This is a genomic window from Streptomyces sp. NPDC049040 (assembly GCF_043197715.1).
Lineage (GTDB): Bacteria > Actinomycetota > Actinomycetes > Streptomycetales > Streptomycetaceae > Actinacidiphila.
In genome coordinates this window covers 15578-32954 of record NZ_JBICTO010000024.1, presented here as the reverse complement: position 1 = coordinate 32954, position 17377 = coordinate 15578, and the positions used below count along the sequence as shown (strand labels likewise).

Sequence of the window (17377 nt, the reverse complement as noted above, 5' to 3'; positions counted from 1 at the left end):
CCTTTTTGTCAGGCTATGGGATCTTTATCGTATGCCGATCACCGAGATCGAGGGCCGCAAGATCAAGCTCAGCCACCTCGACCGGGTGCTCTGGCCGGACACCGGCACCACCAAGGGCGAGCTGCTCCACTACTACGCGAGCGTCGCCGAGGTCCTGATCCCGCACTGCGCGGGGCGCCTCGCCAGCTTCGTCAGGACGCCTGACGGAGTGCAGGGCCAGCGCTTCTTCCAGAAACGGCCGCCCGCAGGTACCCCCGACTGGGTGACGACCGCCGAACTGCTCAGGAGCAGCGGCGAACTCATGCCGCAGGTCCGGGTCGACGACCTCGCCACCCTGATGTGGGCCGCGAACCTCGCCTGCGTCGAGATCCACACCCCGCAGTGGAAGGCCGCGTCGCCCGGCACCGCCGACCGCCTGGTCGTCGACCTCGACCCAGGACCGGACCGTACCGTCGTCGACTGCTGCCAGGTGGCGCTCCTGCTGCGCGAACGGCTGGCCGCCGACGGCATCGAGACCTGGGCCAAGACCAGCGGCTCCAAGGGCCTGCACCTCTACGCGGCGCTGCGGGACGCCGACTCGCGCCAGGCCTCCGCATACGCGCGGCGGATCGCGCAGGAACTCGAGCGCGCGCACCCCGACCGGGTGGTCTCCCGGATGGCCAAGGAGGACCGGGCCGGGCGGGTCTTCATCGACTGGTCGCAGAACTCGGCGAAGAAGACCACGGCGACGCCCTACACGGTGCGGGCGCGCCCGGAGCCGACGGTCTCCACGCCGCTCGCCTGGTCGGAGGTGGCCGACGCGGCCGGCCCCGCCGACCTGGCCTTCACCATCGCCGACGTCCCCGGGCGCATCGCCGCCCACGGCGACCTCCTGGCCCCCCTGCTCGCCGGGTCCGCGGCGGCGCCGCTCCCCTCATGAGGCGTCCGCCGCCCTCCGGCACCGCGGGAGCCCGCGGCGGCCGCGGGCCGTGACGGCATGTCACCCACCCGCCGCGGGCGGCACTCGACGTCACCACGGCCGGGCTACCCGCGCGGCTCCCCGTACCAGCGCCAGCCCGTCAGCCGCTCGCGGCCCGGCAGGGCGGTCCGCCCGGTCGACCACAGCAGCCCGGGCCACGGCTCGGCGTCGGCGGGCGCGTCGGGGAAGAGCCGGTGCAGCGTCCTGGCACACAGGCCTGCGGGCGGCTCGAAGGGCAGGCCGAGCCCCGCGGTGATGTCGCGGGTGTGGACCAGCGTCTCGACCACGCCCATCGCCGCGAAGCCCTCCGGGTCCGATGCGCCGAAAACGTGGTGCGCCCGTGCCTCGGGGGACGCGGTGCGGACCATGGCGGTCAGCAGTCCGCCGCAGCCGTCCAGCACCTGCATCAGGCCCGCGACTCCCTCGCCGCGGTCCACGAAGATCGTGGACGCGGGCCCGCCCGGGGTCTCCCGGCGCCAGGTGACCGGCACATGGGTGGTCAGCGGGGGCACCCGCGGGGCGAGTTGGAGCGCGTACGCGAACAGGTCGTCGGCCAAGTGCTCCGCGGTCTGCCACCCGGTCCACTCCAGGTCGCCCGCCGCCGAGTCCCAGGCGCTGTCGGGGACTTCGCGCAAGGCGGTCACCGACAGGTGTACGGCCAGGTCGACGTCGTCGGCGGTCACGGGCCCCGGGGTGTGCTCAGCTGCGGATGTCATGCCCGGCACCGTACAACCCGCGGCGCCACCGGCCGCCGGTCAGTGCCCGGTGGCGAAGACCCGCCGGGCCGCCACCGCCGCTCCGCCGCGCGCCCACGCCTCGAAGGGCAGCGGCCGCACGACGAGGTCGCAGTCGGCGGCGGCGCCGAAGGCCTGGGCGCGGAAGGCCTCGCGGACCGCGTCGGCGAACAGGTCGTAGGAGGCCACACCCTCACCGGAGATGATGATGCGCTGCGGGCCGACGAGGTTGGCGACCGAGGCCATCGCGAGGCCGAGCGCGCGCCCGGCGCGTGCGAAGACCTCGCGTACGGCCGGGTCGCCGGCGTGCGCGCGCCGGACCGCCGCCGCCATGGTCAGGTCCGGGTCGCCGGTGGCCTGCCTGGCCTGCTCGGTGATCGCGTGGGTGGCGGCGACGGCCTCCACGCACCCGGTGTTGCCGCAGGTGCAGACCCGGTCGCCGCCGACCGGCAGATGCCCCGCCTCGCCGGAGACGCCGTACGCCCCCGACAGCACCCGCCCGTCGACGGCGATGCCGCAGCCGATCCCGGCCCCCACCGTGACCAGGGCGAACGACGAGAGACCCGCGCCGGCACCGAACCACTGCTCGGCCACGGTCAGCGCGCGCACGTCGTTCTCCACCACCGCGGGCACGCCGGTGGCCGCCTCGACCAGCCGGGCCAGCGGTACCTGCCGCCAGTCCAGGAACGGCGAATACTGCACGATCCCGGTCCGCGGGTCGACATCGCCCGCGAGGGTGACACCGATGCCGTGCACCCCGCCAGGCGACTCGGCGCCTGCCGCCGCCTCCGCCCCGCCGGCCCCGCGCAGCCGGCCCACCATCCGGGCGACCGCCCGTACGGTGCTGTCGACGTCCCGCGAGGTCAGCGGGGCGCGGCGGGCGGCGATGGGGGCCGCGGTCAGGTCGGTGAGGACACCGATCAGCTCGTCCGCGGTCACCTTGACCCCGACGAAGCGCGCGCGTTGCGCCCGCACGGCCATCGGCGTCGCGGGCCTGCCACTGGTCCGCTCCCCCTCCGCACGGCCCAGTTCGGCGATCCAGCCGTCGGCCAGCAGGGGAGCGGAGACCTTGGTGACCGCCCCGGGGGACAGGCCGGTGCGCCGCCCCAACTCCGCGCGGGTGAGGGGGCCGTGCACCAGAAGCGTCCGGAAGACCAGGGCTGCGGCGGGCGGGCGGCCGACGGGCGTCATGCCCGCGACCTTACCTTTCCACCGGAAACCGAGAGGGTCCGCCACGGCCTGCCCGCAAGACCCGGATGCCGCGCAACCTGCGGGATCGCCTCCAGGCATATGTTGACCATGGAAGGAAAGTCCGCCTAGATTCGGCCGAACCCGAGGAAAGGACTGCGCCATGCAGAACGCCACCGCACGGACCGTCTCCCTGCGTGCGGCGGGCACCGCCCTGGTCGTCGAGTTGACGGAGCCGGTGCCGCGTGTCCTGCACTGGGGCGCCGACCTCGGCGAGCTGTCCGACGCCGACACCGCCGCGCTCAGCCTCACCGCGGAAGCCGCGGTCCTGAACAACTCCATCGACCGGCCGCGCCGCTTCACCGTGTGGCCCACCGAGGCCGACGGCTGGTCCGGCACCCCCGCCCAGGAGGGCCACCTCGCGGGCGGCGCCGCCGCGCCCGGCCCCGTGCTCACCGGCAGCACCCACCGGGAGTCCGCCGCGGGCGGCGGCGAGATCGTCCTCGCGATGACGGACGGCACGACAGGACTCGACATCACCGTCACCTACCGCCTGGAGCCCTCGGGCGTGCTCGGCGTCACCGCGGACCTCACCCGCAGCCCTGACGCCGGCCCCGAACCGTACGACCTGACCCGGGTCACCACCCTGCTGCCGCTGCCGGCCAGGGCCACCGAGGTGCTGGACTTCACCGGCAAGTGGAGCCGGGAACGCCAGCCGCAGCGCCGCCCGCTCGGCCACGGCAGCCATGTCCGCGAGGTCCGGCGCGGCAAGCCGGGCCTGGACTCGCCGTACCTGCTGACCGTCGGCGTCCCCGGCTTCGGCTTCCGGGACGGCGAGGTGTGGGGCGTGCACGTCGCCTGGAGCGGCGACCAGCGCTACCTGGCCGAACAGCTCCCCGAGGGCGCGGGCGTCCACGCGTCGGTCCTCGGCGGCGGCGAGCTGCTGCGCTCCGGCGAGATACGCCTCGCCCCGGGCGCCACCCACCGCACCCCGGTCTGCCACTTCGCCTGGTCGGCGGACGGCCTCGACGGTCTCGCCGACCGCTTCCACACCCTGCTGCGGGACCGGCCGGGCCATCCGAGCACCCCGCGGCCCGTGGTGCTCAACAGCTGGGAAGCGGTCTACTTCGACCACGACCTCGACCGGCTGCGCAGGCTCGCCGACCGGGCCGCCGAGGTCGGGGTCGAACGCTTCGTGCTGGACGACGGCTGGTTCACCGGCCGCCGCGCCGACGACGCCGGGCTCGGCGACTGGCACGTCGACCCCCGGGTGTGGCCCGAAGGGCTGTCCCCCCTGGTCGACCACGTCCGCGCCCTCGGCATGGACTTCGGGCTGTGGGTCGAGCCGGAGATGATCAACCCCGACTCCGACCTGGCCCGCGAGCACCCGGACTGGATACTCGGCCCCGCCCGCGGGCTCGGCCCCTCCTCCCGCAACCAGTACGTGCTGGACATCTCGCACCCCGGGGCCTACGCCCACCTCCTGGACCGGCTCGACACGCTGGTCGGCGAGTACGGCATCGCGTACCTCAAGTGGGACCACAACCGCGAGCTGCACGAGGCGGTGCACGCCCCCGGCGACCGGCCCGCGGGACACGCCCAGGTCGAGGCGTTCTACCGGCTGCTCGACGCGCTGCGCGAGCGGCACCCCGCACTGGAGATCGAGAGCTGCGCCTCCGGCGGCGGCCGGATCGACCTGGGCGTGCTGTCCAGGACGGACCGGGTCTGGACCTCCGACTGCAACGACCCGGTGGAACGCCAGGCCATCCAGCGCTGGACCGGCCAGCTGCTGCCGCCGGAACTCATCGGCGCCCATGTGGGAGCCGCCGAGAGCCACACCACGGGCCGGGTCACCGCCGACACCTTCCGGCTGGCCACGAGCCTTTTCTGCCACCCCGGGATCGAGCAGGACCTCACCGCGTGCTCCCCGCAGGAGCTGGCTGCGATCACCGCCTGGACCGCCCTCTACCGCGAACTGCGCCCGCTGCTGCACACCGGCAGGCAGGTCCGAGCCGACCTGCCGGGCGACGCCACCCTGCTCCACGGTGTCGTTGCCGCCGACTCGTCGGCCGCGCTCTACTGCTGGGCGCGGGTGGCCACCTCCCCCGAGGGGCAGTCGGGCCGGGTGCGGCTGCCGGGTCTCGCGCCCGACACCGGCTACCAGGTCCGGATCCGTACCGACCTCGGACTGCCGTCACTGCACCAGACCGCGGGGCCCGCGTGGTTCACCGCGGCCCTCGAGGACTGGGTGCCGCTGCCCGGGGCGGTGCTGGCCGGGGCGGGGCTGCCGATGCCGACGCTGAACCCGGGGCACGCGCTGCTGGTCGAGGTGCGCGAGGCCTGACCTGGCGGGGCGGGTGCGGGGGCCGGACCGGCCGGGCCCGGCCCGGGGGCCAGGTCCGGGTCCCGGCACCGTCCCGTATATGGTCCGTTCGGCCCACCCTGGCTGCGGTGGCACAGCGCACTGGCCAGGGTGCTGAACCAGGGATCCGTGCCGGGGGTCCCGACCGGACGACGGGACCAGGAGCGCACCCGATGGACCTCAGCAGCACCGTGGACAGCCTGATGGACGGCCTCACCGCCGACCTCGTCCGGCTGGCCTCGATCCCGTCGATCGCCTTCCCCGGCCATCCGCGCTCCGAGGTCGTCAGGGCGCACGACCTGCTGGTGGAACTGCTGCGGGACGCGGGGGTCGGGCACGTCGAGAGCCTCGACCTGCCCGACACCGCGCCGGTCATCTACGCCGAGGTCCCGCCGCCTGACCCCGGTGCCCCGACGGTGCTGCTCTACGGCCACTACGACGTCCAGCCGCCCGGCGACGAGTCGCTGTGGCTGTCCCCGCCCTTCGAGCCGACCCCGGTCGAGGGCGGGCTGCGGGCCCGCGGCATCGCGGACGACAAGTCCAATGTCATCGCCCACCTGGGAGTGCTGCGGGCCTACGGCGGCCGGCCGCCCACCGGGCTGAAGATCGTGCTGGAGGGCCAGGAGGAGTACGGCAGCGCCTTCGACGACCACCCGCCCACCGACCCCGAGCGGTTCGCCTGCGACGCCATGGTGATCGCCGACATGGGCAACCTGCGGCCGGGCACCCCCACCTTCACCACCGGGCTGCGCGGTGTCGCCGAGGTCGTGGTCGAGGTACGCACCCTGGCCGAGGCCCGGCACAGCGGCGGGTTCGGTGGCGCGGCCCCCGACGCGCTGCTCGCCCTGGTCCGCGCGCTGGCCGGGTTGCACGACGAGCACGGCGACGTGGCGGTGGCGGGTCTGCGCCGCGACGAGTGGGGCGGGGTCTCGTACACCGAGCAGGAATTCCGCGAACTGGCAGGAGTGGCCGACGGGATGCCGCTCATCGGCAGCGGCGGTCTGGGGGAGCGGCTCTGGAGCGGGCCGGCGATCACGGTGATCGGCCTCGACGCCCCGGCCGTGGACGGTGCCGCCTCCGCGGTGGTCCCCTACGCACGCGCCAAGCTCAACCTGCGCGTGCACCCGCGGCAGGACCCGCGGCAGGCCACCGACGCGCTGGTCCGGCATTTGCGTGAACACCGGTCGTACGGGATCGAGTTGACGGTCACGCCGATCGACGCCGGCCCAGGCTTCGAAGCGGCCGTCGAGGGTCCCGCCTACCGCGCGGCCCGTATCGCGCTGCGTGAAGGCTGGGGCAGCGAGCCGCAGTTCGCGGCGAGCGGCGGCTCCATCCCGCTGGTCAACGGGCTCGCCAAGGCCGCGCCGCGGGCGGAGGTGCTGCTCTTCGGCGCGCAGGACAGCATGTGCAACCTGCACGCCCCCAACGAGCGGGTGCTGTTCTCGGAGTTGCGCGGCGCGGTGATCGCCGAGGCGGCCTTCCTCCGCGAATACGCCACGGCTTTCCGCGCGGCGGCCGGCCCGCGGTGAGCGGCCGGTGATCCGGCGGGGGCGGACCCTCCGTCCGGCGGCCGCTTTCCATGCTTTTCCTCCCGTTGTGCGGATTTGTCGCACGCTCTGCAATTGCCACCTGCCCGTGCACGCAACGAATGCAATTGCATCGGGAATTGCAGCCGCAGTTGCCGGGTAGAGGGGTGTGTGAGCGCCGCGATCCGCGGTGCCGAAGCGACTGATGTGCCGGGTGGCTCAGGAAGAGGCGATGCCCCGTGGAGCAGCGGATCGTCAATGGAGTGCAGGCCAGCAGTATTTCAGGGGTGGAATGGATCAAGAGTGGCCGCAGCAACCAGAGCGGCAACTGCGTCGAGGTGGCCCGACTGCCCGGCGGGGGCGTGGCCTTCCGCAATTCCCGCCACCCCGAGGGCCCGGCTCTGGTATACACGCAAGCAGAGATGACCGCATTCGTCGAGGGCGCCAAGGACGGCGACTTCGACGCTTTCACGGTGTGAAGCCCGCCGTTTGACGTCCAAGGGGCGAAGTGCGGGCTTCGCGGTGCAATACTGGCCCGGCCAGTATGACTCGGGAGCCCGCATGTCCGCTCAAGCGCAGCCCGTATCGCCGTTACCACTGTTCGAACGCCGCCCCGACATGGGAGCGCGGGCCATGTCCCGGGTGCTCGGCAACTACCTGCGGGCCCTGCGCGAGAGCCGCGGGTGCAGCCCGGCCACCGCGGGCAGCCACATCCGTGCCCACGCCTCGAAGATCAGCCGGATGGAGACCGCCCACGTCTCCCTCAAGGCACGCGACGTCGACGAACTGCTGCAGCTCTACGGTGTCTCCGAGGTCGAGCGCGCCGAGATCGCCGGCCTGGTGCAGCGCGCCGCGGGCCCCGACTGGTGGCAGCCCTACGGCGAGATCGTCCCCGACTGGTTCCAGGCGCTCATCGGTCTTGAGCGGGACGCGCACCTGGTGCGCACCTACGAGACCCAGTTCGTACCCGGCCTGCTCCAGACGGTCGCCTACGCGCGGGCGGTGGTGCAGAGCGGGCACCGGCTCGCCCCCGCCGAGGAGAACGCGCGGCGGGTCGAGCTGCGGCTGGAGCGGCAGCGCCGGATGGCCGAACCCGGCGCGCCCGTGCTGTGGGCACTGATCGACGAAGGAGTGCTGCACCGCCCGGTCGGTGGCAAGGCCGTGATGCGCGAGCAATTGCAGCACCTGCTCGACGTCCTGCGCCGGCCCGGCATCCGGCTCCAGATCGCCTCGTACTCCGCGAGCGCCGCCGCCACCCCGGGGGCCGCCGTGACCTATCTGCGATTCGCTCAGGGCTTCCTGCCCGACGTGGTGTACCTGGAGCACATGACGAGCGCGGTCTACCTCGATCGCCTCGACGACGTCGACCGCTACCGCGCCGCACTCGACGAGCTCAGCGCGCTGGCGGCGACTCCCGCCGAGAGCCGGTCACTTCTGGAAGACGCCCTGCGCCGCTACCAGTGACACGCGCGCGGGCGGAGCCCCGGCCGGCGTGGCGCCCGCCGGGGCGGCGGCAGGTGGTCAGCCGACGATGCGGCCGACGCCGCCGAACTCGATCCACTCCATGCTCGGCTGCTTCGGCACCAGGTCCGTGTCCGGGCGCCAGGTGGAGACCTCCACCAGGCCGGGCTCCAGGATCTCGGTGCCGTCGAGGAAGCGGGCGACGTCCTGCTCGCGGCGGACCTCGCCCCAATTCCCGCCGGTGCTGCGGTCCATGAACTCGGTGACGCCCCGCCGGGTCTCCTCGTCCTCGCTGACCAGCTGGCACACCACGAGGAAGCTGCCGGGCGGCACCTTGGCCGCCGCCCGCCGCACCACGTCCGCCGGGTCGTCCCTGTCCGGGATGCAGTGCAGCACCGAGACGAAGAGCACCGCGACCGGCTCGTCGGTGTCGATCAGCCGCTTGACCTCGGGGTGCGCCCAGATCGTCTCGGTGTCGCGCATGTCCGCCTGGATCACCGCGGTGTTCTCGTTCTGCTCCAGCAGCGCCCGGCCGTGCGCCAGCACTATCGGGTCGTTGTCGATGTAGACCACCCGGGAGGCGGGGTCGATCCGCTGGGCCACCTCGTGGACGTTGTCCTGTGTCGGCAGGCCGGACCCGTGGTCCACGAACTGCCGTATCCCGTAGTCCTCGGCGAGGCGGCGTACCACCCGGCGCAGGAACGACCGGTTGTTCAGGGCGAGGATCTTCGTGCTCGGAACCTGCTTGAGCAGTTCTTCCGTGGCCGCGCGGTCCGCGGGGTAGTTGTCCTTCCCGTCCATCAGGAAGTCGTACATGCGGGCCACGCTCGGCACCGTCACGTCGATCTTGTCCGTCAGTGGTGCGTCCCCGTCGTCCATCGGGTTCCTCACGGCATCGTCGGCCAGGCTCAGGCGAGTTGGGAGTGATCTGGAGCACTCCATCCTAGGCACCCCGAGGGTCACGGTCGAGACCGCGACCGGCAACACCGGCCCCAGCCGCCCCGCCGCCGGATAGGCGCCGGTCAGCGCCCGGCGGCCAGCCACCCCTCGAAGGTGGTCGTGCCGCGCGGCCCGTCCGCGGTGGGCAGCAGCCCGCCGCCCGCCATCGCCCGCCCGGTCGCGCCCGGCATCCGCAGTGGCAGCACCAGCCGGCGGCTGCCCCTCGCCTTCAGCAGCTGCCGCGCCATATCGGCCATCTGCTCCTCGCGCGGCCCCGCGAGTTCCGGGGCCATGCCCTGCGGCGGCGCCACCGCAAGCCGGACCAGCTCCGCCGCCACCTCCGCCACCGCGACGGGCCGGGTGAGCATCCTCGGCACCACCGCGACGGGCCCTGGCGCCAGTGCGAGCACCTGCCCGGCGAACTCGTGGAACTGCGTGCACCGCAGCACCGTCCACGGCACCCGGCTCGTCGCGAGCAGCTCCTCCTGGCGGCGCTTGCCCTCGTAGTAGCCGAGGTCCACCCGGTCGACGCCGACGATGGACAGTGCCACGTGGTGGCGCACCCCGGCCCGCTCCTCGGCGGCCAGCAGGTGGCGGCCGACCGCGTCGAAGAACCTGAACGAGGCCTTGCGCCTGGCGGTCTGCACATTGGTCACGTCGATCAGCGCGTCCACCGACACCAGGGCGCCGTCGAGGTCGGTCGCGGTGGCCAGGTCGACACCGCGGGAGCGGGCCAGCACCACCGGCTCGTGCCCTGCGGCGACCAGCTCGTCCACCACGTGCCGCCCGGTCAGCCCCGTTCCGCCCGCCACAGCCACTCGCACAGTCCCGGCTCCTCTCGCCGTACCGGCCGCGTCGGTCACGGCCTCGACGGGCAGGGCGGGGGCCCGCCGCAACAGGGCGGGCAGGCATCCCGTACGGCCCCTTACGGCAGCATAAGCACGGATTCCGCCGGTGCGGGATTCCCGGCACCGCGGCATACGGGCGGCAACGGGAAGCCGGACAGCGGCCGCACCGGTGGCGATCGTGCGATGCCCGCCAGGGCTCAGCCGGTGACCGGCAGCGCGTTGTACGCCCGCGCCACCACCGCAGGCGCCTGCGCCGCACGGGCTCCGGCAGGCCACCGCAGGGTCACCTCGCGCGACTCGCCCGGCAGCAGCCACAGGCAGTTGTCGTCGGCCAGTGCGGGGAGGGCCGGTCCGCCGGACCGCGGTGCGGCGAGCGACAGCCCTACCATCGCGGCCGGCGATGTGCCGGTGTTCGCCACCGTCGCGGCGACCGCCGCGGGTCCCGCCGGGCGGGAGTCCACCGACAGCCGTACGTTCGGCAGGCCGTTGAGCGAGCGCATGTCCGTCGGTGTGCGGTAGCGCCAGTAGTCGTTGGCCGACAGCAGGGCCCCGTCGGCCCCGGTCAGCCGCAGGCGCAGCAGGTGGGTGGCGGGCAGGGCGCGGGTGAAGGGTACGGCGAAGGCGTCGGTGACGCTGCCGGCCGCCAGGTCGGCGGCGCTCAGGGAGGGGCCGCCGATCGGCCGCCCGCCGAGGTCGTACAGCTGCGCGGCGACCGTCGCGCCGCGCAGCGCCGCCCCGGTGTGGTTCGCTGCCAGCACCGTGCCGTCCGCCGGGTCCGCCTGGACGTGCACCGGTTCGCAGCCCTTGCGGGCGCCGTAGTAGGCCCCGCTCATGTCGAGGCCGTGCCCGCAGACGGGCCACACCGCGGTGTGCAGCGCGGGATGCGGCAGCGCGGGGGGCAGGGCGCCCGCGCCGCGCCACATCCGGTTGTTCCAGGCCTCGAACATCGCGCGCATGCTCTCGTAGTCGACGAACTGCCCCTTGCGGCACAGTTCCTCCGCCGACGCCGAGGTGCCGAGGCGGTCGCCGACCGCCCTGTGGTAGGTGTCGCCGTGCCGTCCGCCCGTGCCGCCCAGCCCGCCCGACCTGCCGCTGCGCGGACTGACCCGGGCTGTACGCACCGGGACCGCCGCGGAACCGGGTCTGCTGAGGGACGTCGGGTTCTTCGGCATGTGCACCGCTCCGTTCGGAAATGAGAATGAGGGTGGTGAAGGGGACGGGACGACGGGCAGGGACGGCTGTGACAAGGGGGGATGACACGGAATGTGCTGGACTCCGCCCGCCCCGGGGGATGGGCGCGGGCGGAGTCTGACAACGTTGCCACATCGTATTGACAACGTTGCCAACGCGCAGTCTGCTCTGCCACGCGCGACAGTTCAAGCCGATCAGGTGAATTTACCCCGGTCCGTGACCGGTCCGACACGGACATGACGACGGGGGCCGACGGCCGCCGCCGCCGACCCCCACCGCGGGTGGGCCTCCCGGTCAGCCGACCGGGTAGCTCACCACGTCCACCGGCACCGTGGCGGTGCCCTGCGCCGCCGCACCATGGTCGTTGATCACATGGTCGATCACGCCGGCGCCGTTCAGCGACACCGTCAGCAGGTCGTGGAAGAGCACGCCCTTCCTGACCGGCGCCTCGAAGCTGTGCGACACGTGGATCGTCGGGTCGACGTTGAAGAAGCAGTAGCTGCCGAGACCCCAGCCCTCGTGGTGCCGGACCGAGTCCGCGACCTTGTACGCCGCGTAGCCGTCGACACCGTGGTGGCGGTAGGCCGCCTGGTTCGGCGGGTCGTACGGCAGCTCGTTCTGGAACATGATCGTCCGGCCGCGGTCGCCGTTCCAGACCACGTTGTACTTCTGGAAGTGCTCCACGAACAGGCCGGTGGCCAGCACGTTTTCCCCGTTGACCACGACGCCGGACTCGGCGGTGTTCACCGTCCAGCCCACCCCGCTGCCATGGTCGGCCCGCCACGCCCAGATGTGGTCGAGCAGGACGTCGTCGCTGTCGACCACCAGCGCGGTGCCGGTGCGGCCGGGGCCCGCGCCGCCGATCCGGAAGAAGACGTCCTGCACCGACGTCGGGTCCTGCGGGTCGCTGCGCCGCCCGCGGCCGCTGCCGATCTCCAGCAGCGACCGCGACTCGGTCTCGCCCGCGTCGAAGAGCAGGCCGGCGATCCGCACCCCGCGCACGTCGTCCACCCGCATGGCCACCGCGCCGCCGACCGGGGTGAGGGTGGCGAAGCCCAGGCCGAGCACCACGGTGCCGGCCCACTTGACCTTGATGGTGCCGGTCAGCTTGTAGATGCCCGGTGTCAGCAGCAGGTGCTTGCCCTGCGCCAGCGCCTTGTTGATGGTGCGCACCGAGTCGGACGGCTTGGCGACGAAGAACTGCTCGATCGGGATCGAGCTGCCGGGCGTGTGGCCCGCGCCCCAGGTCGTGCCCGCGCTGTCGTGCCGCAGCGCCGGCAGGAAGACCCGGTAGCGGCCGGTCGCGTCGACGTAGAGGAAGGGCTTCTCACGGCTGACCGGAGTGGTCGGCAGCGTGGTGTACGGCGGGTCGGGGAAGGACTGCTCGGGGGCGCCGGTCACCCCGGAGAAGACCTGGTTCCACACGCCGTTGGACCAGCCGCCCACCGAGCTGTCGCGGGTCAGCCACTGCTGCTGGGAGGCGTTGACGACCTGGCCGTCGACCATCGAGTCGGCGATGAAGCCGCCGCTGGAGAAGCCGCCCTGCCGGGGGAAGAGGAAGAGCTGCCCGCGGATGTGCACCCGGCGCAGCGGCGCCGCCTGGGACACCGCCCACCAGCTGATGCCGTCGGTCGGTTCGACCGCGAGGTTCTCCGCCGAGCGCCAGAAGTTGGTCAGCGCGCTGTCGCCGCCGCCCGGCTGCGGCTGGCCCTCGACGCGGACGGCGCCCCTGACGGTCACGTCGTCGGGCGACAGGCCGAGGCCGGCGATCGAGGTGTAGTAGCCGAGCTGCGCGTCGACGTCGTAGCTGCCCGGCTTGAAGAGGAACGCGAAGCGACCGGTGCCGAATTCGCTCGTGACCTGCTGCTGGGCGGCGGCGTCCAGCGCGGCCTGGATGTCCTCGGCCGGGGTGGTGGGGTCGAAGACCCGGACGTTGGGCCCGAAGTCCGGCTCCGCGGGGGCGTGCGCGCGCCCCGGCCCGCCGCTCGCGGCCGCGGGGCTCGCTGCCGCCGCGAGCGGTACCGCTGACGCCAGGGCGGCCGTGGCGATGAACGAACGCCGGCTCAGTGCGCTGTCCGCGGGAGCGGCTTGCGTTTCCTGGTCGGGGAGTTCACTGCCTGCGGCCCTGAACGAAGACATGAGCGATGACCACCTTCTACCACCTGAAGCCGGTAGCCCTACGGTTTGTGGGCGACGTGAGAGCGCTCTCTCGCAGACGTACCCTGAGGCTGTCCGTGGCGTCGTGTCAATATCTGTGAGAGCGCTCTCTTCCGGTGCTGGCCACGCCCCTCCCAGTCGCAACATCCGCCACGGCGCGGCCTGTCCGCGACTCTCCCGCCGAGCCTGCCGCGCACTCGCCCCGGAGCCCGCGGTGAAGGCTTCGCGAGGCTGTGAACTGCGGCGATGCGACGGCAGGGACCGGCGGCGCGAGCGCGGCGAGCGCCGCAGGAAGGGCGCGCGGCGGGTGGGCGGCGCGCGATTACGGTGTCGTAACTGTTGCGTGTGCGTCAGGTCGCGGCGTGCGGCGGGGGAGTCGCGCGGCTGCCTTCAGGCGCCCGCGGTGACGGCCTTGAGCTCGGCGAGCGACCCGCGGATGAGCTGCGTCAGGTCCTCGTCCTGCGGGCCGTCGACCCAGCGCTCGAAGGCGATCCTGAAGACCGCGGTCCCGGCCTCCGCGGCCAGGCTCGCGGCCGGCTCCGGCACCCCCCGCGCGCGGAGCGCGCCGGCCGTCGCGGCGGAGAGCCTGGCGAGTTTGATCAGCTCGCGCTCCTGGAGTTCGGGGTTGGCCGCGATCACGGACTGGCGCCGCAGCGAGTGCGGGCGACGGTCGCGGAAGAGGTCGCCGACGGTGTCGAGGCCGGCGGCGACCGCGTCGATCGGTGCCGCCTCGCCGGGGGCGCCGGCGACCGCGTCGACCAGGGCCTGCTGGAGCATTTCCGAGCCGGAGAACAGCACTTCGCGCTTGTCGGCGAAGTGCCGGAAGAAGGTCCGCTCGGTGAGCCCCGCGCGTTTGGCGATCTCCGTCACCGTGGTCGGCGCGAAGCCCCGCTCCAGGTAGAGCTCCAGTGCGGCCTGCTCGAGGCGGCCCCGCGCGTTCGGCTCCCATCGACCCATGGCGCCGATTCTACGTGATGGCAGTGGCTGACATCGCCTGCTACGGTTGATGTCAGTAGCTGACATCAACCGTCCGTGCGGCAGAACCGCGGCCCGGGCGGCCGGCTCACCCATTGCCCGCAACCGGAGGTCTCTTCCCATGCGTGTTCTCGTCACCGGCGCGTCCGGCTGGATCGGCTCCGCCGTCGTACCCGAACTCATCAGCGCCGGCCACCAGGTCGTCGGCCTTGCCCGCTCGGACGCCGCGGCCGACACCGTCGCCGCGGCAGGGGCCGAGGTGCGGCGCGGCACCATCGACGACCTCGACACGCTGCGGCGTGCGGCGGACGCCTGCGACGGCGTGATCCACCTCGCGTTCCAGCACGACATCGCCTTCTCCGGGGGCTTCGAGGCCGCGGCCGAGACGAACCGGCTGGCCGTCGAGGCCTTCGGAGAGGTGCTCGCGGGCTCCGGCCGGCCGCTGGCCATCGCCTCGGGGACGCTCGGGCTCGCACCCGGCCGGGTGCTGGTCGAAGGCGAAGGGCTCGGCGCAGAGGCGCCGGAGGTGGCCGGCGGCCCCGGCCTCCGGCTGGCCACCGCGCGGGCGACCGTCGCCCTCGCGGCTCGCGGGGTCCGCTCCTCCGTCGTGGGCCTCGCGCCGTCGATCCACGGCGAGGGTGACCACGGCTTCGTGGCGGCCCTCGTCGCCATCGCCCGCGACAAGGGCGTCGCCGGCTACGTCGGCGACGGCTCCCAGCGCTGGCCCGCGGCCCACCGGCTCGATGCCGCACGGCTGTTCCGCCTGGCGATCGAGGCGGCACCCGCGGGATCGGCCCTGCACGGGGTCGCGGACGAGGGGGTGCCGATGCGCGCGATCGCCGAGGTGATCGGCCGCCACCTCGGCGTCCCCGCCGCCTCCGTCGCGCCCGAGGACGCGGCCGCGCACTTCGCCTGGCTGGCACACTTCGTCTCCCTCGACAGCCCTGCGTCGAGCGCGCACACCCGCGAGCTGCTGGGGTGGCAGCCGACGCAGCCGGGACTCATCGAGGACCTCGAGAAGGGTCACTACTTCCGGTAGGCGGCGGCCGATTCCGGCGGCGGGCCGTCAGCGCCCCGCGGCCTCCGGCGGGCGGGGCGCCGCGGCGGCGCGCCACGGGTGGTGGCCGGGTGGCCCGTGGTGGGGTCGGTGTCCTCCGGGCGGCGGCGTCGTCCGCGCGGTGGTGGCCGGGTGGCCCGTGGTGGGGTCGGTGTCCTTCGGGCGGCGGTGTCGTCCGCGCGGTGGTGGCCGGGTGGCCCGTGGTGGGGTCGGTGTCCTTCGGGCGGCGGTGTCGTCCGCGCGGTCGGGCAGCGGTCCCCGCCGCGGCGGTCAGGGACCGGGCGGCCTCGTGCAACCCGCGGGGAACGGCCTGACCCGCCGGGCGCGATCCACCGGGGGACCCGGGCCGCGCGGACCCCTCCGGGCGGCGATCACCCGCCCTCCGGGCGGGCAAGCCTCACGGCCGGTCGGGCGGCTGCTCGCTGTGCGCCTTGATGCCCTGCGCCTCCAGTGTGAGGTAGCGGCGGATGGTGCTGCCCGCCAGCAGCCCGATCGGCCAGGCGAGGACACCGGACTGCTCCATCGTCAGGGTGAGCCTGGTGCGCTCCCCGTCAGCTTCCAGCAGGTGCGAGCCGGTGGAGACGACACCGGGCGCCCGCGACTCCCAGTCGAAGGCGACGCCCTCGTCCAGCCGGGTGACCGTCCACACCGCCTTGCGGAGCCTGGGCTGGCGGATCTCGAAACGCGCGCCGACCGCGGGCCGCGGGCCGTCGAGGCCCCGCACGGACGTCATGGAGGCCGTCAGGTCCGGCCACTTCCCGACGTCGGTGAGCACCTGCCACACCCGCGTGGCGGGAGCGTCGACCGTCAGTGCGTACGAGTAAGTCGGGGGCACGATGCACTCCTTCGAACCGGTGCCGGGTCACCCTACTGCTTGCATACCGTCGGAAGGTGGGCTCCGGCGGCGGGCACCGGCCGCGCGTGGGCCCGCCGGTAGCGGCCGGGCGCCATGCCGCACCACCGCTTGAAGGCGTGGGCGAAGGCGAATTCCGAGGTGTAGCCCACCTGTTCCGCGACCGAGGCGAGCGGCAGCGTGGAGTTCGCCAGCAGCCTGGCCGCCAGCGTCATCCGCCACCAGGTCAGATAGCCCAGCGGCGGCCGCCCGGTCAGTGCGGCGAAGCGGCGGGCGAAGGCGGCCCGCGACAGGCCGGCCTCCCGTGCCAGCCGCTCGACGGTCCACGGCGCGGCGGGAGTGCGGTGCATCGCGCGCAGGCCGGCCGTCACGGGCGGGTCGTTGAGCGCTGCCGCCCAGCCGGTGGCCGCGTCGCCCCGCAGCGGCGCGTCGTCGTACCACGCGCGCAGCACGTAGGGCAGCAGCGCGTCGAGCAGCGACGGCACGATCGCGTCCGTGCCCAGCCGCGTCCGCTCCAGCTCGCCGGCCAGCAGGCGTACGACCGCGGCGGGTTCCGGGTGTCTGGCGGGAGCCGCCCGCAGGTGGACCAGGTCGGGCAGCTCCGCGAGCAGCGGGTGGGCGCGCTGCGGGTCGAACCGGTAGGCCCCGCACAGGACCAGCGTCGCGGGGCCGTCGCCAGGCGCGGCCGGACGCGGTCGTGAGAAGGGCGGTGTGCCGGGCTCGCGGGGCGCCCCCGTCACCGGGGTGCCGGGGCTGTCGGCCAGCACATGGCCGGTGCCGTGCGGCAGGAACACCACGTCGCCAGGACCGACGGCCACGGCCTGCCGCGCATCCGCGCCCGGCCGCAGCACGCATCCGCCGCGCAGCACCACCTGGATGCCGGCGGCCCCGTCCGCCGGTGCGAACTCCTGCGCCCAGGACCCGTGATGGCGCACCGGCACCGACCGTGGTCGTCCGGTACGCATCGCCGCGATCACATCGCTGAGTACGTCCACGCAGTGACGCTACCCAGGGACAAGACGGACACGCATGAGGGCGGCACGGAGGAGTACGGCCCGTCTCCCGCGGCGGCCCGGTGCCGCCCCGGGCCCGGTGCACGCGGCCGGCCTGGCGGCTGTCGCGGCCCAG

Annotated in this window: 15 protein-coding genes; 6 read left to right on the top strand and 9 right to left on the bottom strand. The window is 73.8% G+C overall.

What is annotated here, in order from left to right; translation table 11 throughout:
• Positions 1 to 31: 31 nt before the first annotated feature.
• Positions 32 to 919 carry a non-homologous end-joining DNA ligase gene (gene ligD, locus ACGFMP_RS33650; RefSeq protein WP_393677376.1) on the top strand — a complete coding sequence of 296 codons (888 nt, stop codon included), beginning with the start codon at positions 32 to 34 and terminating at the stop codon, positions 917 to 919.
• Positions 920 to 1023: 104 nt separating this feature from the next.
• On the opposite strand, the gene ACGFMP_RS33645 is transcribed toward ligD, so the two are convergent.
• Together ACGFMP_RS33645 and ACGFMP_RS33640 are read right to left on the bottom strand one after the other, a co-directional pair.
• Entirely contained in the window at positions 1024 to 1674 is a 651-nt protein-coding gene (locus tag ACGFMP_RS33645) for a hypothetical protein (protein ID WP_393677375.1), read from the bottom strand.
• Between the two features lie 39 nt (positions 1675 to 1713).
• Complete coding sequence (locus ACGFMP_RS33640) at positions 1714 to 2883, bottom strand: ROK family protein (RefSeq protein WP_393677373.1); 1170 nt, start codon at positions 2881 to 2883, stop codon at positions 1714 to 1716.
• Between the two features lie 160 nt (positions 2884 to 3043).
• Here ACGFMP_RS33640 and ACGFMP_RS33635 point away from each other — a divergent pair, with 160 nt between their 5' ends.
• From ACGFMP_RS33635 to ACGFMP_RS33620, 4 genes are all read left to right on the top strand, one after another.
• Entirely contained in the window at positions 3044 to 5224 is a 2181-nt protein-coding gene (locus tag ACGFMP_RS33635) for an alpha-galactosidase (RefSeq protein ID WP_393677371.1), read from the top strand.
• 191 nt (positions 5225 to 5415) lie between these two features.
• The gene (locus ACGFMP_RS33630; RefSeq protein ID WP_393677369.1) at positions 5416 to 6771 is read left to right on the top strand and encodes a M20/M25/M40 family metallo-hydrolase; all 1356 of its coding nucleotides are present in this window, start codon (positions 5416 to 5418) and stop codon (positions 6769 to 6771) included.
• A gap of 236 nt (positions 6772 to 7007) precedes the next feature.
• Entirely contained in the window at positions 7008 to 7247 is a 240-nt protein-coding gene (locus ACGFMP_RS33625) for a DUF397 domain-containing protein (RefSeq protein WP_393677367.1), read from the top strand.
• A gap of 154 nt (positions 7248 to 7401) precedes the next feature.
• A complete protein-coding gene (locus tag ACGFMP_RS33620; RefSeq protein WP_393677365.1) occupies positions 7402 to 8232 on the top strand; it encodes a helix-turn-helix domain-containing protein in 831 nt (276 codons plus the stop codon).
• 57 nt (positions 8233 to 8289) lie between these two features.
• Here ACGFMP_RS33620 and ACGFMP_RS33615 read toward each other — a convergent pair whose 3' ends face one another.
• From ACGFMP_RS33615 to ACGFMP_RS33595, 5 genes are all read right to left on the bottom strand, one after another.
• Positions 8290 to 9108, bottom strand: a complete 819-nt coding sequence (locus tag ACGFMP_RS33615; RefSeq protein WP_393677363.1) for an SAM-dependent methyltransferase — start codon at positions 9106 to 9108, stop codon at positions 8290 to 8292.
• 143 nt (positions 9109 to 9251) lie between these two features.
• A complete protein-coding gene (locus ACGFMP_RS33610; RefSeq protein ID WP_393677362.1) occupies positions 9252 to 9992 on the bottom strand; it encodes an SDR family oxidoreductase in 741 nt (246 codons plus the stop codon).
• A gap of 221 nt (positions 9993 to 10213) precedes the next feature.
• A complete protein-coding gene (locus tag ACGFMP_RS33605; RefSeq protein ID WP_393677360.1) occupies positions 10214 to 11188 on the bottom strand; it encodes a hypothetical protein in 975 nt (324 codons plus the stop codon).
• Between the two features lie 313 nt (positions 11189 to 11501).
• Positions 11502 to 13346 (bottom strand): coagulation factor 5/8 type domain-containing protein, encoded by a 1845-nt coding sequence (locus ACGFMP_RS33600; protein WP_393677358.1) that lies wholly within the window; start codon positions 13344 to 13346, stop codon positions 11502 to 11504.
• A gap of 408 nt (positions 13347 to 13754) precedes the next feature.
• Positions 13755 to 14321, bottom strand: coding sequence for a TetR family transcriptional regulator (locus tag ACGFMP_RS33595; protein ID WP_393677357.1), 567 nt, complete (start codon positions 14319 to 14321; stop codon positions 13755 to 13757).
• Positions 14322 to 14460: 139 nt separating this feature from the next.
• Here ACGFMP_RS33595 and ACGFMP_RS33590 point away from each other — a divergent pair, with 139 nt between their 5' ends.
• On the top strand, positions 14461 to 15378 hold the full coding sequence (locus tag ACGFMP_RS33590) for an SDR family oxidoreductase (RefSeq protein WP_393677356.1): 918 nt from the start codon (positions 14461 to 14463) through the stop codon (positions 15376 to 15378).
• Positions 15379 to 15793: 415 nt separating this feature from the next.
• On the opposite strand, the gene ACGFMP_RS33585 is transcribed toward ACGFMP_RS33590, so the two are convergent.
• Both ACGFMP_RS33585 and ACGFMP_RS33580 read right to left on the bottom strand, forming a co-directional pair.
• Entirely contained in the window at positions 15794 to 16231 is a 438-nt protein-coding gene (locus ACGFMP_RS33585; RefSeq protein WP_393677355.1) for an SRPBCC family protein, read from the bottom strand.
• Positions 16232 to 16263: 32 nt separating this feature from the next.
• Positions 16264 to 17244 carry an AraC family transcriptional regulator gene (locus tag ACGFMP_RS33580; RefSeq protein WP_393677353.1) on the bottom strand — a complete coding sequence of 327 codons (981 nt, stop codon included), beginning with the start codon at positions 17242 to 17244 and terminating at the stop codon, positions 16264 to 16266.
• Between the last annotated feature and the right edge of the window lie 133 nt (positions 17245 to 17377).

Coding starts and splice junctions, on each gene's coding strand:
- ligD (WP_393677376.1), top strand. CDS start 32: ATGCCGATCACCGAGATCGAGGGCCGCAAGATCAAGCTCAGCCACCTC.
- ACGFMP_RS33645 (WP_393677375.1), bottom strand. CDS start 1,674: ATGACATCCGCAGCTGAGCACACCCCGGGGCCCGTGACCGCCGACGAC.
- ACGFMP_RS33640 (WP_393677373.1), bottom strand. CDS start 2,883: ATGACGCCCGTCGGCCGCCCGCCCGCCGCAGCCCTGGTCTTCCGGACG.
- ACGFMP_RS33635 (WP_393677371.1), top strand. CDS start 3,044: ATGCAGAACGCCACCGCACGGACCGTCTCCCTGCGTGCGGCGGGCACC.
- ACGFMP_RS33630 (WP_393677369.1), top strand. CDS start 5,416: ATGGACCTCAGCAGCACCGTGGACAGCCTGATGGACGGCCTCACCGCC.
- ACGFMP_RS33620 (WP_393677365.1), top strand. CDS start 7,402: ATGTCCCGGGTGCTCGGCAACTACCTGCGGGCCCTGCGCGAGAGCCGC.
- ACGFMP_RS33615 (WP_393677363.1), bottom strand. CDS start 9,108: ATGGACGACGGGGACGCACCACTGACGGACAAGATCGACGTGACGGTG.
- ACGFMP_RS33605 (WP_393677360.1), bottom strand. CDS start 11,188: ATGCCGAAGAACCCGACGTCCCTCAGCAGACCCGGTTCCGCGGCGGTC.
- ACGFMP_RS33600 (WP_393677358.1), bottom strand. CDS start 13,346: ATGTCTTCGTTCAGGGCCGCAGGCAGTGAACTCCCCGACCAGGAAACG.
- ACGFMP_RS33595 (WP_393677357.1), bottom strand. CDS start 14,321: ATGGGTCGATGGGAGCCGAACGCGCGGGGCCGCCTCGAGCAGGCCGCA.
- ACGFMP_RS33590 (WP_393677356.1), top strand. CDS start 14,461: ATGCGTGTTCTCGTCACCGGCGCGTCCGGCTGGATCGGCTCCGCCGTC.